Origin of the sequence: Caenimonas aquaedulcis (genome assembly GCF_015831345.1) — a bacterium.
GTDB lineage: Bacteria > Pseudomonadota > Gammaproteobacteria > Burkholderiales > Burkholderiaceae_C > Ramlibacter > Ramlibacter aquaedulcis.
Genome location: NZ_JADWYS010000001.1, coordinates 2142378 through 2162144, shown reverse-complemented (window position 1 = coordinate 2162144; position 19767 = coordinate 2142378). Strand labels below are relative to the sequence as shown.

Sequence of the window (19767 nt, the reverse complement as noted above, 5' to 3'; positions counted from 1 at the left end):
GCGTTGTGGGCTTCGTCCTACACCGGGCGTCGGCCAACGGGAAGACACTGGCAAACCCGCGCGCCTTCCCAGGAGGAGGTAGCGCGCACGGCCCGCGATGTTTGCGGGTGCGAACTTACGGAGTCACGCATGGATCAGGCAATACAAACGGGGACCAAGCGCAAGGCGGCCAAGGCGATGACGATCCGGACGCGAAACGCATCCGGCAACGGTCATCCTCCGGCGGAACTCGGAGAGGGCGCCAGGCCCTGGGAAGACAACGAGGTCCGCTCCCGCCAGATCCTGGCGGCGATGATGGCCTTCTCCAACGGTGACTTCAGCATGCGCCTGCCGGCCGACTGGGTCGGCACCGATGCGCGCATCGCCGAACACTTCAACACCGCGATCGCGAATGCAGAGCGCATCGGCAGCGAGGCCGAGCGCCTGCGCGTCACGGTGGGCAAGGAAGGCCGGCTCGCGCAGCGGATGTCCGCGCCCGGCGCGCTGGGCGGGTGGGCCGACCAGGTCGATTCATTCAACACGCTGATCGACGACCTGGTGCGCCCCACCACCGACATCGCGCGCACGATCGGCGCCGTGGCGAAGGGCGACCTCAGCCAGTCGATGGAACTGCAGGTCGATGGCCGGCCGCTGAAGGGTGAGTTCCTACGGTCCGCCAAGCTCGTGAACACCATGATCGAGCAGCTCTCGGTCTTCACGTCGGAAGTGACGCGCGTGGCGCGCGAAGTGGGCACCGAGGGCAAGCTCGGCGGCCAGGCCAAGGTGAAGGGCGTGTCGGGCGTGTGGAAGGACCTGACCGACTCCGTGAACCAGATGGCCGGCAACCTCACGGCGCAGGTGCGAAACATCGCGGACGTGACGATCGCCGTGGCCAACGGCGACCTGTCCAAGAAGATCACCGTGGACGTGCGCGGCGAAATCCTGCAGCTGAAGGAAGCGACGAACACCATGGTGGACCAGCTTCGCTCGTTCGCGTCCGAAGTGACGCGGGTGGCGCGCGAGGTGGGTACCGACGGGCGACTGGGCGGCCAGGCCGTGGTGCCCGGCGTGGCCGGCACCTGGAAGGACTTGACCGACTCCGTCAACTCCATGGCGAACAACCTGACGTCGCAGGTGCGAAACATCGCGACGGTGACGACCGCCGTGGCCCGCGGCGACCTGTCGCGCAAGATCACGGTGGAAGTGAAGGGCGAGATCCTGGAGCTGAAGGAAACCATCAACACCATGGTGGACCAGCTCAATGGCTTCTCCTCCGAGGTGACGCGCGTGGCGCGCGAAGTGGGTACCGAAGGCAAGCTGGGCGGCCAGGCGCAGGTGCCCGGCATCGCGGGCACGTGGAAGGACCTGACCGACTCCGTGAACTCCATGGCCTCGAACCTCACGGGGCAGGTGCGAAACATCGCGGGCGTGGCAACCGCCATCGCGAAGGGCGACCTGTCGTCCAAGATCACGGTGGAAGTGAAGGGGGAGATTCTCGCGCTGAAGGAAACCATCAACACGATGGTGGACCAGCTCAACGGCTTCGCGTCGGAGGTGACGCGCGTGGCGCGCGAAGTGGGTACCGAAGGCAAGCTGGGCGGTCAAGCCCAGGTGCCGGGCGTCGCGGGCACGTGGAAGGACCTGACCGACAACGTGAACTCGATGGCGTCGAACCTCACGGGCCAGGTGCGAAACATCGCGGAAGTGACGACCGCGGTTGCGAACGGCGACTTGTCCAAGAAGATCACGGTGGACGTGAAGGGTGAAATTCTCGAATTGAAGGAAACCATCAACACGATGGTGGACCAGCTCAACGGCTTCTCGTCGGAAGTGACGCGGGTGGCGCGCGAAGTGGGCACCGAAGGCAAGCTGGGCGGCCAGGCCGTGGTGCCGGGTATCGCGGGTACGTGGAAGGACTTGACGGACTCCGTGAACTTCATGGCGTCGAACCTCACGGGCCAGGTGCGAAACATCGCGGAAGTGACGACCGCCGTGGCGCGCGGCGACTTGTCCAAGAAGATCACCGCCGACGTGCGCGGCGAGATTCTCGAACTGAAGAACACCATCAACACGATGGTGGACCAGCTGAACGGCTTCGCGGGCGAAGTGTCGCGTGTGGCGCGCGAAGTGGGTACGGAAGGCAAGCTGGGCGGCCAGGCCGTGGTGCTGGGCGTGGCCGGTACCTGGAAGGACCTGACCGACAACGTGAACTCGATGGCGTCGAACCTCACGGGCCAGGTGCGGAACATCGCGGAAGTGGCGACCGCCGTGGCGAACGGCGACTTGTCCAAGAAGATCACGGTGGACGTGAAGGGCGAAATCCTCGAGCTGAAGAACACGCTCAACACCATGGTGGACCAGCTCAACTCCTTCGCCGGCGAAGTGACGCGCGTGGCGCGCGAGGTGGGCACGGAAGGCAAGCTGGGCGGACAGGCGCAGGTGCGTGGCGTGGCCGGCACCTGGAAGGACCTGACCGACAACGTCAACTCCATGGCCAACAACCTGACGTCCCAGGTGCGGAACATCGCCGACGTGACGACGGCCGTGGCGCGGGGCGACCTCTCGCGCAAGATCACGGTGGAAGTGAAAGGCGAAATCCTTCAGCTCAAGGACACCATCAACACGATGGTGGACCAGCTGAACGGCTTCGCCTCCGAAGTGACGCGTGTGGCGCGCGAGGTGGGCACCGAAGGCAAGCTGGGCGGCCAGGCCGTGGTGCCTGGCGTCGCGGGTACCTGGAAGGACCTGACCGACAACGTGAACTTCATGGCATCGAACCTGACGGGCCAGGTGCGCAACATCGCGGACGTGGCCACGGCCATCGCCCGCGGCGACCTCTCGCGCAAGATCACGGTGGACGTGAAGGGCGAGATCCTCCAGCTCAAGCAGACCATGAACACCATGGTGGACCAGCTGAACTCCTTCGCGGGCGAAGTCTCGCGCGTGGCGCGCGAGGTGGGCACGGACGGCAAGCTCGGCGGCCAGGCCGCGGTGGAAGGCGTGGCCGGCACCTGGAAGGACTTGACGGACAACGTGAACTTCATGGCGTCCAACCTGACCGACCAGGTGCGAAACATCGCGGAAGTGACGACGGCCGTGGCGAACGGCGACTTGTCCAAGACCATCACCGTGGACGTGCGCGGCGAAATTCTCGACTTGAAGAACACGATCAACACCATGGTCGACCAGCTGCGATCGTTCGCGGCGGAAGTCTCGCGCGTGGCGCGCGAGGTGGGTACGGACGGCAAGCTGGGCGGCCAGGCGCAGGTGCCCGGCGTGGCGGGCACGTGGAAGGACTTGACGGACAACGTCAACTCCATGGCCAACAACCTGACGGGCCAGGTGCGGAACATCGCGGACGTGGCGACCGCCATCGCGCGGGGCGACCTGGGCCGCAAGATCACGGTGGACGTGAAGGGCGAAATCCTCCAGCTGAAGGAAACCATCAACACGATGGTGGACCAGCTCTCGGCCTTCGCCTCCGAAGTGACGCGCGTGGCGCGCGAAGTGGGTACCGAAGGCAAGCTGGGCGGCCAGGCGCAGGTGCCCGGCGTCGCGGGCACGTGGAAGGACCTGACCGACAACGTGAACTCGATGGCGTCGAACCTCACGGGCCAGGTGCGAAACATCGCCGAAGTGACGGTGGCCGTGGCCAACGGCGACCTGTCCAAGAAGATCACGGTGGACGTGCGCGGCGAGATCCTGCTGCTCAAGGAAACGATCAACACCATGGTGGAGCAGCTTCGCTCCTTCGCCTCGGAAGTGACGCGCGTGGCGCGCGAAGTGGGTACCGAAGGGCGCCTGGGCGTGCAGGCCGTGGTGCCGGGCGTCGCCGGCACGTGGAAGGACTTGACCGACTCGGTCAACACCATGGGCGCGAACCTCACCTCGCAGGTGCGCAACATCGCGGAAGTGACGACGGCCGTGGCGCGGGGCGACCTGAACCGCAAGATCACGGTGGACGTGAAGGGCGAAATCCTGGAGCTGAAGGACACCATCAACACGATGGTGGACCAGCTCAACTCCTTCGCCGGCGAAGTGACGCGCGTGGCGCGCGAAGTGGGCACGGAAGGCAAGCTGGGCGGCCAGGCCGAAGTGTCCGGCGTGGGCGGCACCTGGAAGGATTTGACCGACAACGTGAACTTCATGGCGTCCAACCTCACCGAGCAGGTGCGAGGCATCGTGAAGGTCGTGACGGCCGTGGCCAACGGCAACCTGACGCAGCGCCTGACGGTGCAGGCCAAGGGCGAGGTGGCGGCGCTCGCCGACACCATCAACGGCATGACCGACACGCTGGCAACCTTCGCCGACCAGGTGACGAACGTGGCGCGCGAAGTGGGCGTGGACGGACGGCTGGGGGGCCAGGCCAACGTGCCGGGCGCCGCGGGCACGTGGAAGGACCTCACGGGTAACGTGAACCTGCTGGCCGCCAACCTGACGACGCAGGTGCGAGCGATCGCGGAGGTGGCGACGGCCGTGACCAAGGGCGACCTGACGCGTTCCATCCAGGTGGAAGCCAAGGGCGAGGTGTCCGAGCTCAAGGACAACATCAACACGATGATTTCCAACCTGCGCGAGACGACGGAGTCGAACCGCGAGCAGGACTGGCTCAAGACCAACCTGGCGCGCTTCACCGGCATGCTGCAGGGCCAGCGCGAGCTGGATACCGTGGGCCGCATGCTGCTCACCGAACTCGCGCCGCTGGTGAACGCGCAACAGGGCACGATCTACCACTGCAGCAGCGCGGACGACCGCAGCGCCGACCTCACGCTGCTCTCCAGCTACGCGCAAAGCGGCAAGGTGCAGCTCGCGCGCACGATCCGCATGGGCGAGGGCCTCGTGGGCCAGGCGGCGGTGGAGCGCAAGCGCCTGCTGCTCACCAACGCACCGCCGGACTTCGTGAACATCTCCTCGAGCCTGGGCGAAGCGCGCCAGGTGAGCGTGGTGGTGCTCCCGGTGATGTACGAGAACCAGACCAAGGCGGTGATCGAGCTCGCCTCGCTGCACCCCTTCACCGTGGTGAACCTGAACTTCCTCGACCAGCTCGCCCTGGGCATCGGCGCGGTGTTCAACACCATCGAGGCGACGATGCGCACCGAAGGCCTGCTCACGCAGTCGCAGCAGCTCACGGTGGAACTGCAGTCCCGCCAGATCGAGCTGCAGCAGACCAACGAGGAGCTCGGCACCAAGGCCCGCCTGCTCGCCGAGCAGAACGCCGAGGTGGAGCGCAAGAACCGCGAGGTGGAACAGGCCCGCGGCGCGCTGGAAGAAAAGGCGAAGGAGCTCGCGCTCACGTCCAAGTACAAGTCGGAGTTCCTCGCGAACATGTCGCACGAGCTGCGCACGCCGCTCAACTCGATCCTGATCCTGTCGCAGCAGCTCGCGGAAAACTCCGCCGGCAACCTCGCGCCGAAACAGATCGAGTTCTCGCGCAACATCAATTCCTCGGGCTCGGACCTGCTGCACCTGATCAACGACATCCTGGACCTGTCCAAGATCGAGTCGGGCACGGTGACGGTGGAAATCGAGGAGGTCACCTTCAACGGCCTGCGCGACAACATCGACCGCAACTTCCGCCACGTGGCGGAGGCGAAGAACCTGCCCTTCCACATCCACTTCAGCGACAACCTGCCGCGCGCGATGGACAGCGACCCGAAGCGCCTGCAGCAGGTGCTGAAGAACCTGCTCTCCAACGCGGTGAAGTTCACTTCGCAGGGCCACGTGGAAGTTCGCGTCGGCCTCGTCACCGAAGGCTGGAGCCCCGACCACCCCTCGCTCAGCCAGGCGCCGGCCGTCGTGGCCTTCGCGGTGGAAGACACCGGCATCGGCGTGCCGCCCGAGAAGCAGCGCCTGATCTTCGAGGCCTTCCAGCAGGCGGATGCGGGCACCTCGCGCAAGTACGGCGGCACGGGCCTAGGCCTCGCGATCTCGCGCGAACTCGCGTCGCTGCTGGGCGGCGAGATCCGCCTGTCCAGCGTGCACGGCCAGGGCAGTATCTTCACCCTGTACCTGCCGCTGCACTACACCGGCAGCAACGCCGCGCCAACGGTGACCCCGCAAACGGATCCCGATGCGGCCATCTCCGCACGTTCGCTAGTGCAGCTGCCCGTGGCGCGCCAGGAGCACATCCTGGACGACCGCGATGCGATCGTCGAGGGCGACAAGGCGGTGCTGGTGATCGAGGACGACCCGCACTACGCCCGCATCCTGCTGGGCCTGGCACGCGACAAGGGCTTCAAGGGCCTCGTCGCCACGCGCGGCGCGCACGGTCTCGCGCTGGCCCGCCAGTTCCGGCCGACCGCGATCCTGCTGGACATCTTCCTGCCCGACATGCTGGGCTGGACGGTGCTCAACCAGCTCAAGCTCGACCCGGCCACGCGGCACATCCCCGTGCAGATCGTGAGCATGGAGGAAGAGCGCCAGCACGGCCTGTCGCACGGGGCCTTCGCGTACCTGGTGAAGGAGCCGACCACCGACAACCTGGAGATCGCCTTCGACCGCATCCGCGAATTCACGGTGCCGCGCACGAAGCGGCTGCTGGTGGTGGAGGACAACGAGATCGAGCGCAACGCCGTCGTGGAGCTCCTCGGCTACAAGGACATCGAGATCGTGGCCACGGGCCGCGGCGACGCCGCGCTCGAGTTGATGCGCGACCAGCCGTTCGACTGCGTGGTGCTCGACCTTCGCCTGCCGGACATGACCGGCTTCGAGCTGCTCGAGAAGTTCCAGGAGGATCCGTCCCTCGCCGACGTGCCGGTGGTCGTCTTCACGGGCAAGGACCTGAGCAGCGCGGAGCAGGCACGCCTGAACTCCATGGCCAAGAGCATCGTGCTGAAGGATGTGCAGTCGCCCGAACGCCTGCTCGACGAGACGGCCCTGTTCCTGCATCGCGTGGTCACCGACATGCCGGCGGACAAGCAGCGCATGCTCGACAAGCTGCACCACTCGGAGGAGGTGCTGCGCGGGCGCAAGGTGCTGGTGGTGGACGACGACGCGCGCAACATCTTCGCGCTCACGTCGGTGCTGGAGAACCACGAGATCGAGGTGCTGAGCGCGACCAACGGCCGCCACGCGATCGAGCTGATCCAGAGCACGCCCGACCTCGCGATGGTGCTGATGGACATCATGATGCCGGAGATGGACGGCTATGAGACCATGCGCGAGATCCGCAAGGACCCGCAGTTCCGTACACTCCCCATCCTGGCCCTCACGGCCAAGGCGATGAAGGGGGATCGCGAGAAATGCCTGGACGCGGGTGCGAGCGACTACATCGCCAAGCCCGTCAACACCGACCAGCTGCTCTCGCTGATGCGTGTATGGCTGTTCCGCTGATACGGAGAACGATTTGAATCCCACCGAGGGCGTCCCCGCGATCCTGGAGCAGACGAACATCCTGATCGTCGACGACGAGCCCAAGAACCTCGTCGTGCTCGAGACCGTCCTGGATGACCCGAGCTACCGGCTGATCCGCGCCGGCTCGGGCGACGAGGCCCTGATGCGCCTGGTGCAGCACGAATTCGCCGTGCTGGTGCTGGACGTGCGCATGCCGGGCATGAACGGCTTCGAGCTCGCGATGATGGTCAAGCAGCGCAAGAAGACGGCGAGCGTGCCCATCATCTTCCTCACGGCCTATTACAACGAGGACCAGCACATCCTCGAGGGCTACGGCAGCGGCGCGGTGGACTACCTGCACAAGCCGATCAACGCGTCCGTGCTGCGCTCCAAGGTGGCCGTGTTCGCGGAGCTCTACCGGCGCGGCCGCGCGCTCGAAGTTGCGAACCGCGCGCTCACGCTCGAGGTGTCCGAACGGCGGCGCGCGCAGGAGCGCCTGTCCGAACTCAACGAGAGCCTGGACCGCCGCGTGCAGGAGCGCACGGAGGCCCTGGAGAAGAGCGAATCGCAATTGCGCGACGCGGACCGGCGCAAGGACGAATTCCTCGCGACGCTCGCGCACGAGCTGCGCAACCCGCTCGCGCCCGTGCGCACCGCGGCGCAGCTGCTGCAGATGCCCCGGCTCGAACCCGAGCGGATCGCGTGGTCCGCGGACCTGATCGACCGCCAGGTGACGGTGATGAGCCGCCTCATCGACGACCTCATGGATGTGAGCCGCATCAACCAGGGCAAGATCGACCTCAAGCGCCGCAAGGTCCGGCTGGCGGACCTGCTGCGCGACGCGCTGGAAATCGCGCGGCCCCTCATCGACGAGAGCGGGCACGAATTCCACATGGTGCCGACGCCCGAGGACATGGAGCTGGACGCCGACCCGATGCGCCTGTCGCAGGCCATCATGAACCTCCTCAACAACGCGGCGAAGTACACCGAGCGCGGGGGCCGCATCGAAGTCGCGGCCGTGCGCCGGGCGAACAACGCCGTCATCACCGTCCGCGACAACGGCATCGGCATCCCGCCCGAGCGCCTGGACAGCGTGTTCGAGATGTTCTCGCAGGTGGACACCGCGCTCACGCGCTCGCGCGGCGGGCTGGGCATCGGGCTCGCGCTGTCGCGGCGCCTGATCGAGATGCACGGCGGCACGCTGATCGCGAGCAGCGGCGGCCCCGGGGAGGGCAGCACGTTCACCGCGACCTTGCCGCTCCTCGCGCAGGAGGCCGAAGCGGCGCCGCCGCCGGAGAAGCGCACCGCCGCGCAGCTCGAGGCCGCGGCCGCGCCGATGAAGGTGCTGATCGCCGACGACAACGTGGACGCCGCGGACACGCTCGCGATGCTGATCGAGATGCTGGGGCATGACGTGCGCCACGTGAACGATGGCGAAGCCGCGGTGGACGCCGCGGCGAAGTTCGAGCCGCGTGTCGCGCTGATCGACCTGGGCATGCCCAAGCTGAACGGCTACGAAGTCTGCAAGCAGATCAGGCAGTTGCCCAATGGCAAGGACGTGATCGTGGTGGCCGTGACCGGCTGGGGCCAGCCCGACGACAGGCGCCGCTCGGCCGAAGCGGGCTTCGACCGCCACCTCGTGAAGCCGGTGGACCCTTCGGCGCTCACCCAGCTGCTGGGCGAACTGGCGCAAGCGCAGCGCAACGGCTGAGCGCGCGCAGCGCGGCCACCGCGTCGGCGTGCTTGCGCTTCAATGCCGCGACCTGCGCCCTTCGCTCCTGCGGGGACGCCGGCCGCACCAGCGCGCGCAGCAACTGCGCATGGCGCATGACGAGCTCCGTGAGCTGCGACGACAGCTGCGGCAGCGAAGCGATGAGCTTGCGGATGTGGTCCAGCTCGGCATCGGCCGCCCGGCACAGGGCGCGGTCGCACCAGCTTTCGAGCAGCTGGTCCCAGCTGGATTCGTAGCGCTCGAGCGCTGCGCCGACCAGGAGGGCGGAGACGCCCGAATCGATGGGATGAGTAGCCATGCGCGGCACTATAGGGCGGTGCGTGGGCCCGGGTGGCTCAACAACGAGGCGTTACGCTTGCGTCAGGGGCCCGCTGCCGGGTCCAGGCCGATGAGCGCGATCAGGTCGTGGACATCCGGCAGTCGCCGTTCACCCGATTCCAGGTAACCGTACATCAGCGAGTCGGCGCTTGCGCCGGCGTAGGCGTCGTCCAGTCCGAGCACGTGGCCGATCTCGTGCATCACCGCGGTGAGCAGGTCCAGGCGGCCGGCGGCCGCGTCGCGTGGTGCCATGCCATGCGTGGCGGTGACGGCGGAAAACTCCGCGTCGTCCAGGGGCGAGTGATCGACCCACCAGCCGTGGCCCGCCGCGTCGAGGTCGATCAGCACCAGGCTGCTGCCCACGGACGTGCCGAGCCATGCGCCGGACATGTCGGCGAGCCCGAAGGCCAGGTGGGACAGCGTCTCCCACTGCGCTTCGGTGAGCGGCAAGGCTTGCCAGCGCTGCACGGCGGCGGCAGCGATGGGGCCGAGCTCGTCGAGGCTGAGCGTGCCGCCGTTGCCCTCGCCGAAATGGTCGTGCGCAAGCAGCGGAAGAGAAGGCGTCGAAGCAGCCGGCGGGGCCGCCTGGCCATAGCTGGGCGAACCCGTTACCGCGACGGTGGCGCCGCCATTGGCACTGGCCACCGCCGCTGCGTTCGCTTGCGTGAGGTTGAGCGTTCCGATGGAATTCTCGGTGAGCTTGATCACCCCGCCCGCGTTGAAGCTGTTGCCCGAGATGCTCAGGTTGATGGTGCCGTTTTGCGTGGCGCCCAATCCGGCGGTGGCGTCGAATTCCACGTGATTCGACGTTTCCGTGTCCTGGATGTCGTTGCCCGTCACCGTGGCATTCAGTGTCGAGGTGCCGATGGCCCGCAGGCGCAGGACTTCGATCACGGTGCCGGTGTTCGCGTCGATCACGTTGCCCGTGACGGCGGCTGTCAGGGTGGCACCGGACGTCGTCTGCACCAGCACCGCGTTGGCGGAACCGTTGCCCGACGTCCACAGCGGGCCGGCCTGGCCGATGAGGTTGTTGGAGATGATGACGTTGCCCGCGCCGTTGGTGCCCAAGGTCGGGTTGTTGGTGAAGTTGACGTGGATGGCCGGCTTGGTCGTCACCGGGTTCATGACGGAGGCGAACGTGTTCCCGCTGATGTCGGCGATGAAGTTCACGTCGCCCAGGGGATTCAGCGACACGCCGCCGTTGCCGTTCCCCGCCGCGGCGTTGCTGAACTGCGAGCCGGAGATCGTGATGCGCACGGTGCCGGAGGATCCCGTGATGCCATCGACCTGCACGCCATCTCCCGCGAGCCCGGTGAAGGTGGAATCGATGACCTGCAGCGTCATGCCGGAGGTACCTTGCGCCTCCATGAAGATCCCGTCGTTGGCCGTCGCCGCGTTGGCGAACGTGGTGTCGGAAACGACCAGCGAGGACAGGTTGGCATCGCTGTTGACGATCGTGAAGCCGTTGCTGGTTTTGGTGCCGCCCGCGTCGAATCCCGTCACCGTGCTGTGGCTGAGCGTGTTGGTGCCCAGCAGGTTCGTCGCGAGGATGCCGTCGCCCGTGGTGTTCTGGATCAGCATGTAGCCCAGGTCGATCGAGCCGCTCGTGACGGATACGCCGTCGGCGGTGGTGTTCTGGATCGTGCCGCCACTGTTGGGCGCACCCGTGCCCGTGACGGTCAAGCTACCCGCCGCGCCGGTGTCGTTCAACATGATGCCGTTCGCCCCGCCGCTGGACGAGATGCTGCTGAAATTCAATCCCGACGCAGCGATCGCGACGCCGGTGAGGGAAACGGCGGCTGCGTTGGTCGATGAGAGCGTGTTGCCGCTTCCGAGGATGGCGAGGGACGAGACCGCGCTGCCGGAGATTCCGGCCGCGCCGTTCGTCGTGACGCTGAGCGAGCCGCCCGTGAAGTTGACGGCCGAGGACACATTGGACAGCGCGATGCCCGCGCTGCCGGTGGAGTCGATGGCGAGCGCGCCCGCGAAGTCGATCGCGCCGCCGGCGATGTCGGCGATCACCACGCCACTCGAATTGCCGCTGGTGTGCGTGAGGTTGCCCGACAACGTGATCGAGCCGGCGCCCGCCGCGCGGTCTTCGATGTCGACGGTGCGCACCGTCCCGGTGCTGCTCGCGGTGCCGCCGAAATTGATGGCGACGCTGCCCCCGGTGCCTGCCGTCCCCGCTCCATCGCCGACGAGGAAGGCCGTACCCGCCGAGCCGGAGATGCCTCCGGCGGTCACGGCGAAGCTGCCCGTGAGTGCCGTGCCCGCGAGTTGCAAGCCTTGCTGCGTGGAGCCGGTGGACGTCAGCTTGTCGATCACGACGTCGAGCGCGCCGCCCTGGTCGATGTCGACGGCCATGCCCATGCCCGTCACGTCGACGTCGCTGACGGTCAGCGTGCCCACCGTGCCGTTGCCGTCGGAAATGCCGGTCTGGCTGCCGAGCGTCGTGTCGATGTTCAGCCCGGTGACCGTGTTGCCGATCGCCAGGTCGACGCCGTGGTTGCCGGCGCCGGTGAGCGACAGCGTCGGCGTGGTGGCGACGCTGCCCGAAACGAAGGTGACGGCTTGTCCCGTGACCGGGTTGGTGAATTGCAGCGACTGGCCCTGCCCCACGAGATGCTGGTTGGCCAGCAGGTTGAAGCCATCCGCTTCGGAATAGATGCCCGCGCTGCCGTACTGGAGGTAGATGTAGTCGCCGGCACCGTCCGCGGCGAGGGCGTTGAACGACGCGACCGTGTTGAACGGATCCGCGGCCGTGCCCGAGTTCCCAGTGTCCGCGGTGGTGTCCGCGTTGTCGATGAAGAACACCTGCGGGACCACGCCCACCTGGAAGGACTTGGTGCTGCTGGCAGCGAAGTCGCTCGCCGACACGGACAGCGTGTCCGGACCCGTGAACCCGTCGGCGCTCTTGTACGACATCGACGCAAGCGCCGCATTGACCTGCGCCACCGTGCCGGAGAGCACCACGCTGCCCGTGCCGTTCCCGCTCGCGCCTGCACCGCCCGCCAGGCCGAACGTGACGCCGCCATTGGCGGCGGTGACCGTCGCCTGGATGGGGTTTGCGCCTGCATCGGGGTCATTCACCGACACGCCGGGGATGGACAGGCTCGTGTTGGAGAAAGCCGTTCCCACTGCCGCGTTCGCAGGCACAGTCGTCACCGGCGCGTCGTTGACCGCGGTGACGTTGACGGTGGTCGTGGCCGCGCCACTGGTGCCGCCCTGGCTGTCGGTCGCCTGGAAGCTGATGGTGCGTGCCGCCGTGGAGGGGGCGTCGCTGGTGTTCGCGTAGGCGACCGACCGCAGGGCGGCCTGGTATTGCGCCGCGGTGGCGGAGCCCGAAAGGGTCAGCACGCCCGTGCCCGCATCGAAGCTGCCGGTGATCACGCCGGCGGGGGTGAAGGACAGGACGTCCTGCCCCGACGCGAAGTTGCCCGAGATCGCCACGGTCGCCCCCGTCATGCTTCCCTCCGCATCGGTGAGCGTCAGGCCGCTGCTCACCAGGGTGGCGGATGCGTTTTCGGTGTAGGAGATGGTGCTGCCGGAAGCGATCACGGGCGCGTCGTTCACCGAAGTGACGGCGATGTCGCGGGTGATGGGGTTGCTCCCATGGTTCAACCCCGCGCCGTCGTCCACCTGGAAGCTGATCGTGCGCGTTGCGGTGGCAGGGTCCTCGCTGGTGTTGGCATAGGTGACGCTGTGCAGCGCCGTTTCGTAGGCGGCGGGCGACGCACCGCCGCTCAGGGTCAGCTCACCCGTGGCTGCGTTGAAGCTGCCCGTGATGCCGCCGCCGGGGGTGAAGGCGAGAACATCCTGGCCGCTCGCGTAGTTTCCGGTGATGGCGACCGTGGCGCCTGCGAGCGTGGTGCTGTCGGCGTCAGCGAGTGCGATGCTGCCGTCGATGACCGTCGCGGCGTCGTTCTCGATGTACGCCAGGGCGGTGGAGTTCGAGTGGGTGGCCACCGGCGTGTCGTTGACGGAGACGACGGGGACTGTCGCGCCGCCCGAAGCGGTATCGCTGCCCCCGTCGCCGTCGACGAGCGTGAATTCGATCGTGCGTGGCGATGTCGACGGGCTCTCGGACGTGTTGGAGAACGAGATGGCGCGCACGAGTGCCTGCACCGCGGCAGGGGTGGCCGTGGCGCTGTCGAAGGTGACGACGAGGGCGCTTCCGTTGGCGCCGCCGGTGTAGCTGCCGATCGCGCTGCCGCCGTAGGAAACAATGGCGCCGCTCACGCCGATCTGCCCGGCGGAATTGCCCTGGTGGATCACGCCCAGCTGGTCCGCGGCCGTGCCCGCGGCGGTGAAGCCCACCGTGAGCGAGCCGCCATTGAAATCGCCCGAATCGGTGTCGCCGACGGTAGCCGCCGGTGCGATCGCGGTGGCCGGATCATTTTCCGTGTAAGCCAGCGTCGTGCCCAGGGCGAGCACCGGCGCGTCGTTGCTCGCCGCAACAGTGAGCGTTCGGGTCGCGACAAGGCTCAGGTTGGAGACGGATTGCCCGTCGTTCACCTGGAACTCCAGCGTTCGCGTGGTGCCGTCGGGCGTGTCGCTGGTGTTGTCGTATGTGACGGACGCCAGTGCTGCCCGGTATTGGGCGAGCGTGCCGGCACCGGACAGCGTCAACGTCCCCGCTGCGGCGTCGTAGCCGCCGGTGATGGCGCCGCTCGGCGTGAACGCGAGTACGTCCTGGGCGGACTGCAGGCCCGCGGAGATACGGACCGTCACACCGGTGAGGCTGCCGGTGTCCGGGTCGGTCACGGCGAGGCCTGCATCCACCAAGAGCGGGCCGCCCGTGTCTTCCACGAAGGCCGCTGGCCCCGCGCTGGTCGTGACAACGGGCCGGGAGTTCACCTCGGTGATGGCGATGGCCTGCGCGGCGATGTTGCTGAGGTTGTGCGCGCCCTGGCCGTCGTTCACCTGCGTCGAGATGACGCGCGAGTCGCCGGGCGAGGTGCTGCTGGTGTCGAAGGTGACGGCCGCCAGCGCCGCCTGCCACTGCGCCGCGCTGGCGGTGGCACCTGCGGAGGTGAGCGCGAGCGTCCCGGTGGCGGCGTCGAATGCGCCGGCCGAGATGTTGCCGGTCGCGGCGGTGCCCGCGAATGCGAGCACGTCTTCTCCCGGGAGGAAGCCGCCGGTGACCTGCACCGTGGCGCTTGCCAACGTGGCGCTGTCCGGATCGGCGATGGAGACCGCCGCATCGACGGCCACGGCCCCGCCGCCCTCGGTGTACGCGCTGCTGCCGCTCGCGGCGACCACAGGCGCGTCGTTGACCGCGATGAGGTCGATCGTCGCCGAGGTCGAGGCGCTGCCGGCGCCGCCATCCCCATCGCCGACGGTGAAAAGCACGGCCCGCGACAGTGTGGAAGGATGGTCGGAGGTGTTCGAAAAGGCGATGTCGCGCAGCAGCGCCTGCACGGCCGCGGTGGTAGCCGCCGTGCTGTCGAAGGTGATGACGAGGTCGGACCCGCCCGCGCCGCCGCTCACCAGGCCGATGGCCGTACCCTGGTAGCTCACGATGCCGCCGCTCACGCCGATCTGCCCGGCACCCGCGCCTTGGTCGACGAGGGTGAGCTGATCCGAAGAGGTGCCGTTGCCCGTGAAACTCACCGAGACCGAGCCGCCGGCGAAGTCGGCCGAATCGGGGTCCGCGATCGTCGCCGAAGGCCAAACGGACGCGGCGCCGCCGTTCTCCGTGTAGGCGAGGGTGCCGCTCGCGGCGAGCACGGGCGCGTCGTTGACCGGCGTCACGGCGATCGCGGTTGCGGTGGCGGCGCTGTCGTCCGAACCGTCGTTCACCGTCCAGGTGAGGGTCTTGGCGGAGACCGGGCTGTCGTTCGTGGAGACGAACTGCACGCTGCGCAGGGCAGCCTGCCAGTTCGCGAGGGTGTCCGTTCCGGTGAGCACCAGCATGCCGGTCGCGCCGTCGAAGGTACCGCTGATGGCGCCCCCACCTGCGAACACCAGGGTGTCGCCCGGCTGGAAGCCGGAGGAGATCGTGACCGTGGCGCCCGAGAGATCGGCGTCATCCGCATCATGGATCGCCAGCAAGGGATCGATGGAGAACGCGGCTCCGTCTTCCACGTAGCTCGCACCGGAGGCCGCGATGGCCACGGGCAGGTCGTTGGTCGCTGCCACATTCACTGTCGCGGTATCGGTGGCCGCGTCCGGAAAGCCGTCGCCGTCGGACACCGTGAAACGCACGGTGCGGGCGAGCGTCGAGGGATCGTCCGATGTGTTGGAGAAGGCGATGTCGCGCACGAGCGCCTGCACGGCCGCGGGTGTGGCCGCGGCGCTGTCGAAGGCGACGACGAGGTCGCCGCCATTGCTCCCGCCGGTGGCGGTGCCGATGACGGCGCCCTCGTAGCGCACGGTGCCGCCGCTGATGCCGATCTCTCCGGGGCCCGAGCCCTGGTCGAGGATGGCGAGCCGATCTGCGGGTGTGCCGTTGGCGACGAACCCCACAGTGAGCGAGCCGCCGTTGAAATCGGCGGAGTCCACATCGACGACCGTCGCAGACGGCGCGATGACCGACGCGGTGCCGTTCTCCGTGTAGGCGAGCGTGGCCGCCGCGGCGAGGCCCGGCGCGTCGTTGACAGGTGTCACCGCGATCGTGGTGATGGCCGGGCTGCTGTCGCCGGTACCGTCGTTGGCGAGCCATGTGATGGTCTTCCCCACTCCAGGAGAGTCGTCGGTCGATGCGAACTGCACCGTGCGCAGCGCCGCCTCGTAGTTCGCGACCGTGGCCGCACCGGTAAGCGTGAGCACGCCTGCCGCGCCGTCGAAGTGGCCTGCGATGGAGCCGCCGCCCGCGAACACCAGCTCGTCGCCCGGCCGGAAGCCCGACGAGATGGTGACCGTCGCGCCGGCGAGCATGGCGTCGTCGGCGTCGGAGAGGGTGAGGGTCGCATCCAGCACCACGGGCGCGCCGCCTTCGGCGTACACCACCGGCCCGGCCGAGGTGGTGAGCACCGGTGGGCCTGCGTACACCACGCCGATCACCGCGAGGTTGCCCAGTGCGCCGCCATCGGATTTGACCTTGTCTTCGACCTGGACCGTGATGGTTCGCGGATCGAGCGAAGGTGCCGTCGCCGTGTTGGTGTACGTCACCGTTTGCAGCACGGCCTGGTACGCCGCCGCGCTGCCCTGGCCCTTGAGCGTCAGCGTGCCGGTCGCGGCGTCGAACCGTACACGGATGTCATGCGTACCGGTCGCGGACAGGACGTCCTGTCCCATGACGTAGCCGCCGGCAACGGTCACGCGCGCACCCTTGATGTCGCTGTCCGGGTCGGACAGCACCATGGCCGGGTCGAGGAATGCGGGTGCCTGCGCGGTGGTGTAGACGAGCGTCGGGGCGGCCGTGAGCTGCGGGGCATCGTTGACGGCGGCGATCTTGACGCGCAGGGGCGAGACGGCGCTCGCGCCATTGTCGGGCTGTCCGTCGTGGACCTGGAACGCGAACGACAACGATCGGGTCGGCGGGTCGTCGGAGGTGCTGGCGTAGGTGACCGAGCGCAGCAGCGCCTCGTACTGCGAGAGCGTGGCGGTGCCGGTGAAGGTCAGGGTACCGGACAACGCGTCGAAGGTGCCGTTGATGCCCGGCGCGGGCGTGAAGCCCACCAGGTCCACGCCGGGGACGTAGCCGCTGCCGGCTTGTACCGTGGCGCCGGAGAGCGTTGCGCCGTCCGCATCCGCGAGCGTCAACCCGGGGTCGATGGCCTTGGCGGCGCCGTTTTCCAGATAGGTCGAAGACCTGCCGTGCTTGATCACCGGCCGATGGTTAGCCATGCGCGAAATCCTTCCCTGTGTCTTTGAGTCGCGCGGCCAAGTATAGGTAGGAAGTTTGCGATGGTTCAACGCCTGCCACTGCAGATTTGCAGGGCAACAACAGCTTTCCGTCTGGACGCCCACGCGCTCTTCGCGCGCGCAACACTACTTATGGAAATGGGGATTTCCAGAGGGAATCACAACGAAGGACGAAGTGCGGAATTTTTCCGTTCGCGATGAATTCGCGCAAAAAATTTCGTGGCGCGCCCTTGTCTGGTGCAGAATGCGCTCCGCTAACTTTTGATTGATCAGGGAGACTTATGGCTCAACCCTATGTGGGCGAGATTCGCATGTTCGCGGGCACCTACGCGCCCGCCGACTGGATGTTCTGCGATGGGCAGATCCTGCCCATCGCTGAAAACGAAACGCTGTTCCAGGTGATACGCAACACATACGGCGGCGACGGCGTTTCGACGTTCGCCCTGCCGGACATGCGTGGCCGAATTCCCATCCACAACGGGGCTGGCTTCAAGGTCGGCGACGCCGGCGGCGCCGAGGAAGTGACGCTCGACACCGACCACATCCCGTCGCACACGCACGGCTTGCAGGCGTCCCCGGATCCTGCCAGTGGGCGCGTGCCTGCCGGCCAGGTATTCGGGCGGGCGCCCTCCGAGGCCTATGCGAGCGAGTTCACCGCGCAGCAGCTGTCGGCTCCATCCATCACGCCAGTGGGAGGCGGCCAGCCGCATACCAACTTCCAGCCTTACCTGTGCGTGCAATTCATCATTTCCCTGTCGGGGCTTTACCCGACACCCTCCTGAGCAGCGAGAGTTCATGGCCGATCCTTTCATTTCGGAAATCCGCATCTTTCCTTTCAACTACGCACCCCAGGGCTGGGCCTGGTGCGATGGCCAGATGCTCCCGCCGTCGCAGAACACGGCCCTCTTCGCGCTCATCGGCACGACCTATGGCGGCGACGGCAAGTCCACCTTCGCCCTGCCCAACCTGCAAGGCAAGGTGCCCATGCACGCGGGCCAGGGGCCGGGCCTGTCGCAGCACCCGCTGGGCGAATCCGGCGGCAGCGAGACGGTGACCCTGCTCCAGTCGGAGATGCCGGTGCACTCGCACGGCCTGAACGCGAGCGTGCGCGCGGCGGACAACCTCAATCCCGGGACGCTGTCCCCCGGCTCAGGCAACAACATCTTCGCGCCCGAGCCGGGCGCCACGGTGGTGGCTGCCGCGCCGCAGGCGCTGGCGCTCACCGGAGGCGGCCAGGCGCACAACAACATGCAGCCGTATCTCACCTTGTACTTTTGCATCGCCCTGCAGGGCGTATTCCCCCCACGGAGCTGACCATGGCCGAACCTTTCCTGTCCGAAATCCGTCTCATGAGCTTCGGCTACGCGCCCAGGGGCTGGGCCCAGTGCAACGGGCAATTGATGCCCATCAGCCAGAACCAGGCGTTGTTCAAGCTGCTCGGTTCCACCTTCGGCGGCGACGGCACCACGAGCTTCGGCCTGCCCAACCTGCAAGGCGCCGCGCCCCTGCACGTAGGTGGCGGCCACGTGCTCGGCGAGAGCGGGGGTGAGCAGGACCACACGCTCGTCACCGAAGAACTCCCCGAACATACCCACGTGCTGCAGGGGACCAGCGACGCCGCAAGCGTCGATGTTCCCGAGTCGTCGGAATTGCTGGCGCAGACCGTGATCGACATGTATCGCGCCCCCACCAACCTGACGGCGATGGATCCCGGGTGCGTGTCGAACGTCGGCGGCGGCCAGGCCCACGTCAACATGCAGCCCTTCCTGGCGCTGAATTTCTGCATTGCGATCCAGGGCATCTATCCGTCGGCCACCTAGCCTTTGGATCTTCCTCCAGGCTTTGCGCTGCGTCCGCGCACGGACGCAGACCTCGGCTTCCTGAGCGAGCTGTACGCGCAGTCACGCGCGGCGGAACTGGCGCCGGTTCCGTGGCCGGAGGAGCGCAAGCGTGCCTTCCTGAACGACCAGTTCTGCAAGCAGCACGCGCACTACCTCCAGCACTACCCGACCGCGCAGTGGTGGCTCGTCGTGCGGGACGGCGTGCCTGCCGGACGACTCTACCTCGCGCAAACGCCGGGTGAATTGCGCATCATGGACGTGACGCTGGTGCCTGGTTGCCGCAACGAGGGCGCAGGCACAGCGCTCATGCGGATGCTCATTTCCCACGCGGACAGGAACAGGCTTGCGATCACGCTGCACGTGGAGCCTTTCAATCCCGCGATCCGCCTCTACGTGCGGCTCGGCTTCCTGCACGTGGAGACGCGGGGCGTCTACCACTTCATGCGGCGCCCGGTGTCAGTTGAAGACGATTTCGTAGGAGGCGGCGTGCGCGTCGCGCCCGACGGGGACCATGAACAATTCGAGCCTTCCGCGCTGCGGATGTAGCAGCGCATGGACCCCTTGCGCCAGCACCGGCGCGGGCGGACCCGACAGGATCACGGCAAAGGGGTGAGCCCGCGGCGAGATCGGCGGGAGGTCGCGCGTTTCCACGACGCTCAGGGCGAGGCGGTTGCCCTGGTGGTCCACCGCGATGCTCGCGGGCTCGAGTCCGGTGAAGTCCCGGCGGGTCAGTTCTTGGATCATCGTTTCGCTTGA

9 protein-coding genes are annotated in these 19767 nt (G+C 67.5%); 6 read left to right on the top strand and 3 right to left on the bottom strand.

The features are described from left to right. Positions 1-129 precede the first annotated feature (129 nt). Positions 130-7311 (top strand): HAMP domain-containing protein, encoded by a 7182-nt coding sequence (locus I5803_RS10345; protein ID WP_435520850.1) that lies wholly within the window; start codon positions 130-132, stop codon positions 7309-7311. Positions 7312-7324: 13 nt separating this feature from the next. Further along, the gene (locus tag I5803_RS10340) at positions 7325-9022 is read left to right on the top strand and encodes a response regulator (protein WP_196986283.1); all 1698 of its coding nucleotides are present in this window, start codon (positions 7325-7327) and stop codon (positions 9020-9022) included. On the opposite strand, the gene I5803_RS10335 is transcribed toward I5803_RS10340, so the two are convergent. Together I5803_RS10335 and I5803_RS10330 are read right to left on the bottom strand one after the other, a co-directional pair. Next, on the bottom strand, positions 8976-9341 hold the full coding sequence (locus I5803_RS10335; protein WP_196986282.1) for a hypothetical protein: 366 nt from the start codon (positions 9339-9341) through the stop codon (positions 8976-8978). The genes I5803_RS10340 and I5803_RS10335 overlap by 47 nt on opposite strands. Before the next feature lie 62 nt (positions 9342-9403). Then, positions 9404-17152, bottom strand: coding sequence for a hypothetical protein (locus tag I5803_RS10330; RefSeq protein ID WP_196986281.1), 7749 nt, complete (start codon positions 17150-17152; stop codon positions 9404-9406). Between the two features lie 299 nt (positions 17153-17451). Between I5803_RS10330 and I5803_RS10325 the strand changes: the two genes are divergently transcribed. From I5803_RS10325 to I5803_RS10310, 4 genes are read left to right on the top strand one after another with little or no spacing between them, the layout of a single operon-like run. Next, complete coding sequence (locus I5803_RS10325; RefSeq protein ID WP_231402382.1) at positions 17452-17952, top strand: phage tail protein; 501 nt, start codon at positions 17452-17454, stop codon at positions 17950-17952. Between the two features lie 13 nt (positions 17953-17965). Next, a complete protein-coding gene (locus I5803_RS10320) occupies positions 17966-18484 on the top strand; it encodes a phage tail protein (protein WP_196986280.1) in 519 nt (172 codons plus the stop codon). 2 nt (positions 18485-18486) lie between these two features. Continuing rightward, positions 18487-18990 carry a phage tail protein gene (locus I5803_RS10315; RefSeq protein ID WP_196986279.1) on the top strand — a complete coding sequence of 168 codons (504 nt, stop codon included), beginning with the start codon at positions 18487-18489 and terminating at the stop codon, positions 18988-18990. A 3-nt stretch (positions 18991-18993) separates the two neighbouring features. After that, positions 18994-19557, top strand: a complete 564-nt coding sequence (locus I5803_RS10310) for a GNAT family N-acetyltransferase (protein ID WP_196986278.1) — start codon at positions 18994-18996, stop codon at positions 19555-19557. Here I5803_RS10310 and I5803_RS10305 read toward each other — a convergent pair. Further along, positions 19468-19755 carry a DUF6916 family protein gene (locus I5803_RS10305; RefSeq protein WP_196986277.1) on the bottom strand — a complete coding sequence of 96 codons (288 nt, stop codon included), beginning with the start codon at positions 19753-19755 and terminating at the stop codon, positions 19468-19470. The two genes, I5803_RS10310 and I5803_RS10305, sit on opposite strands and share 90 nt — an antisense overlap. Between the last annotated feature and the right edge of the window lie 12 nt (positions 19756-19767).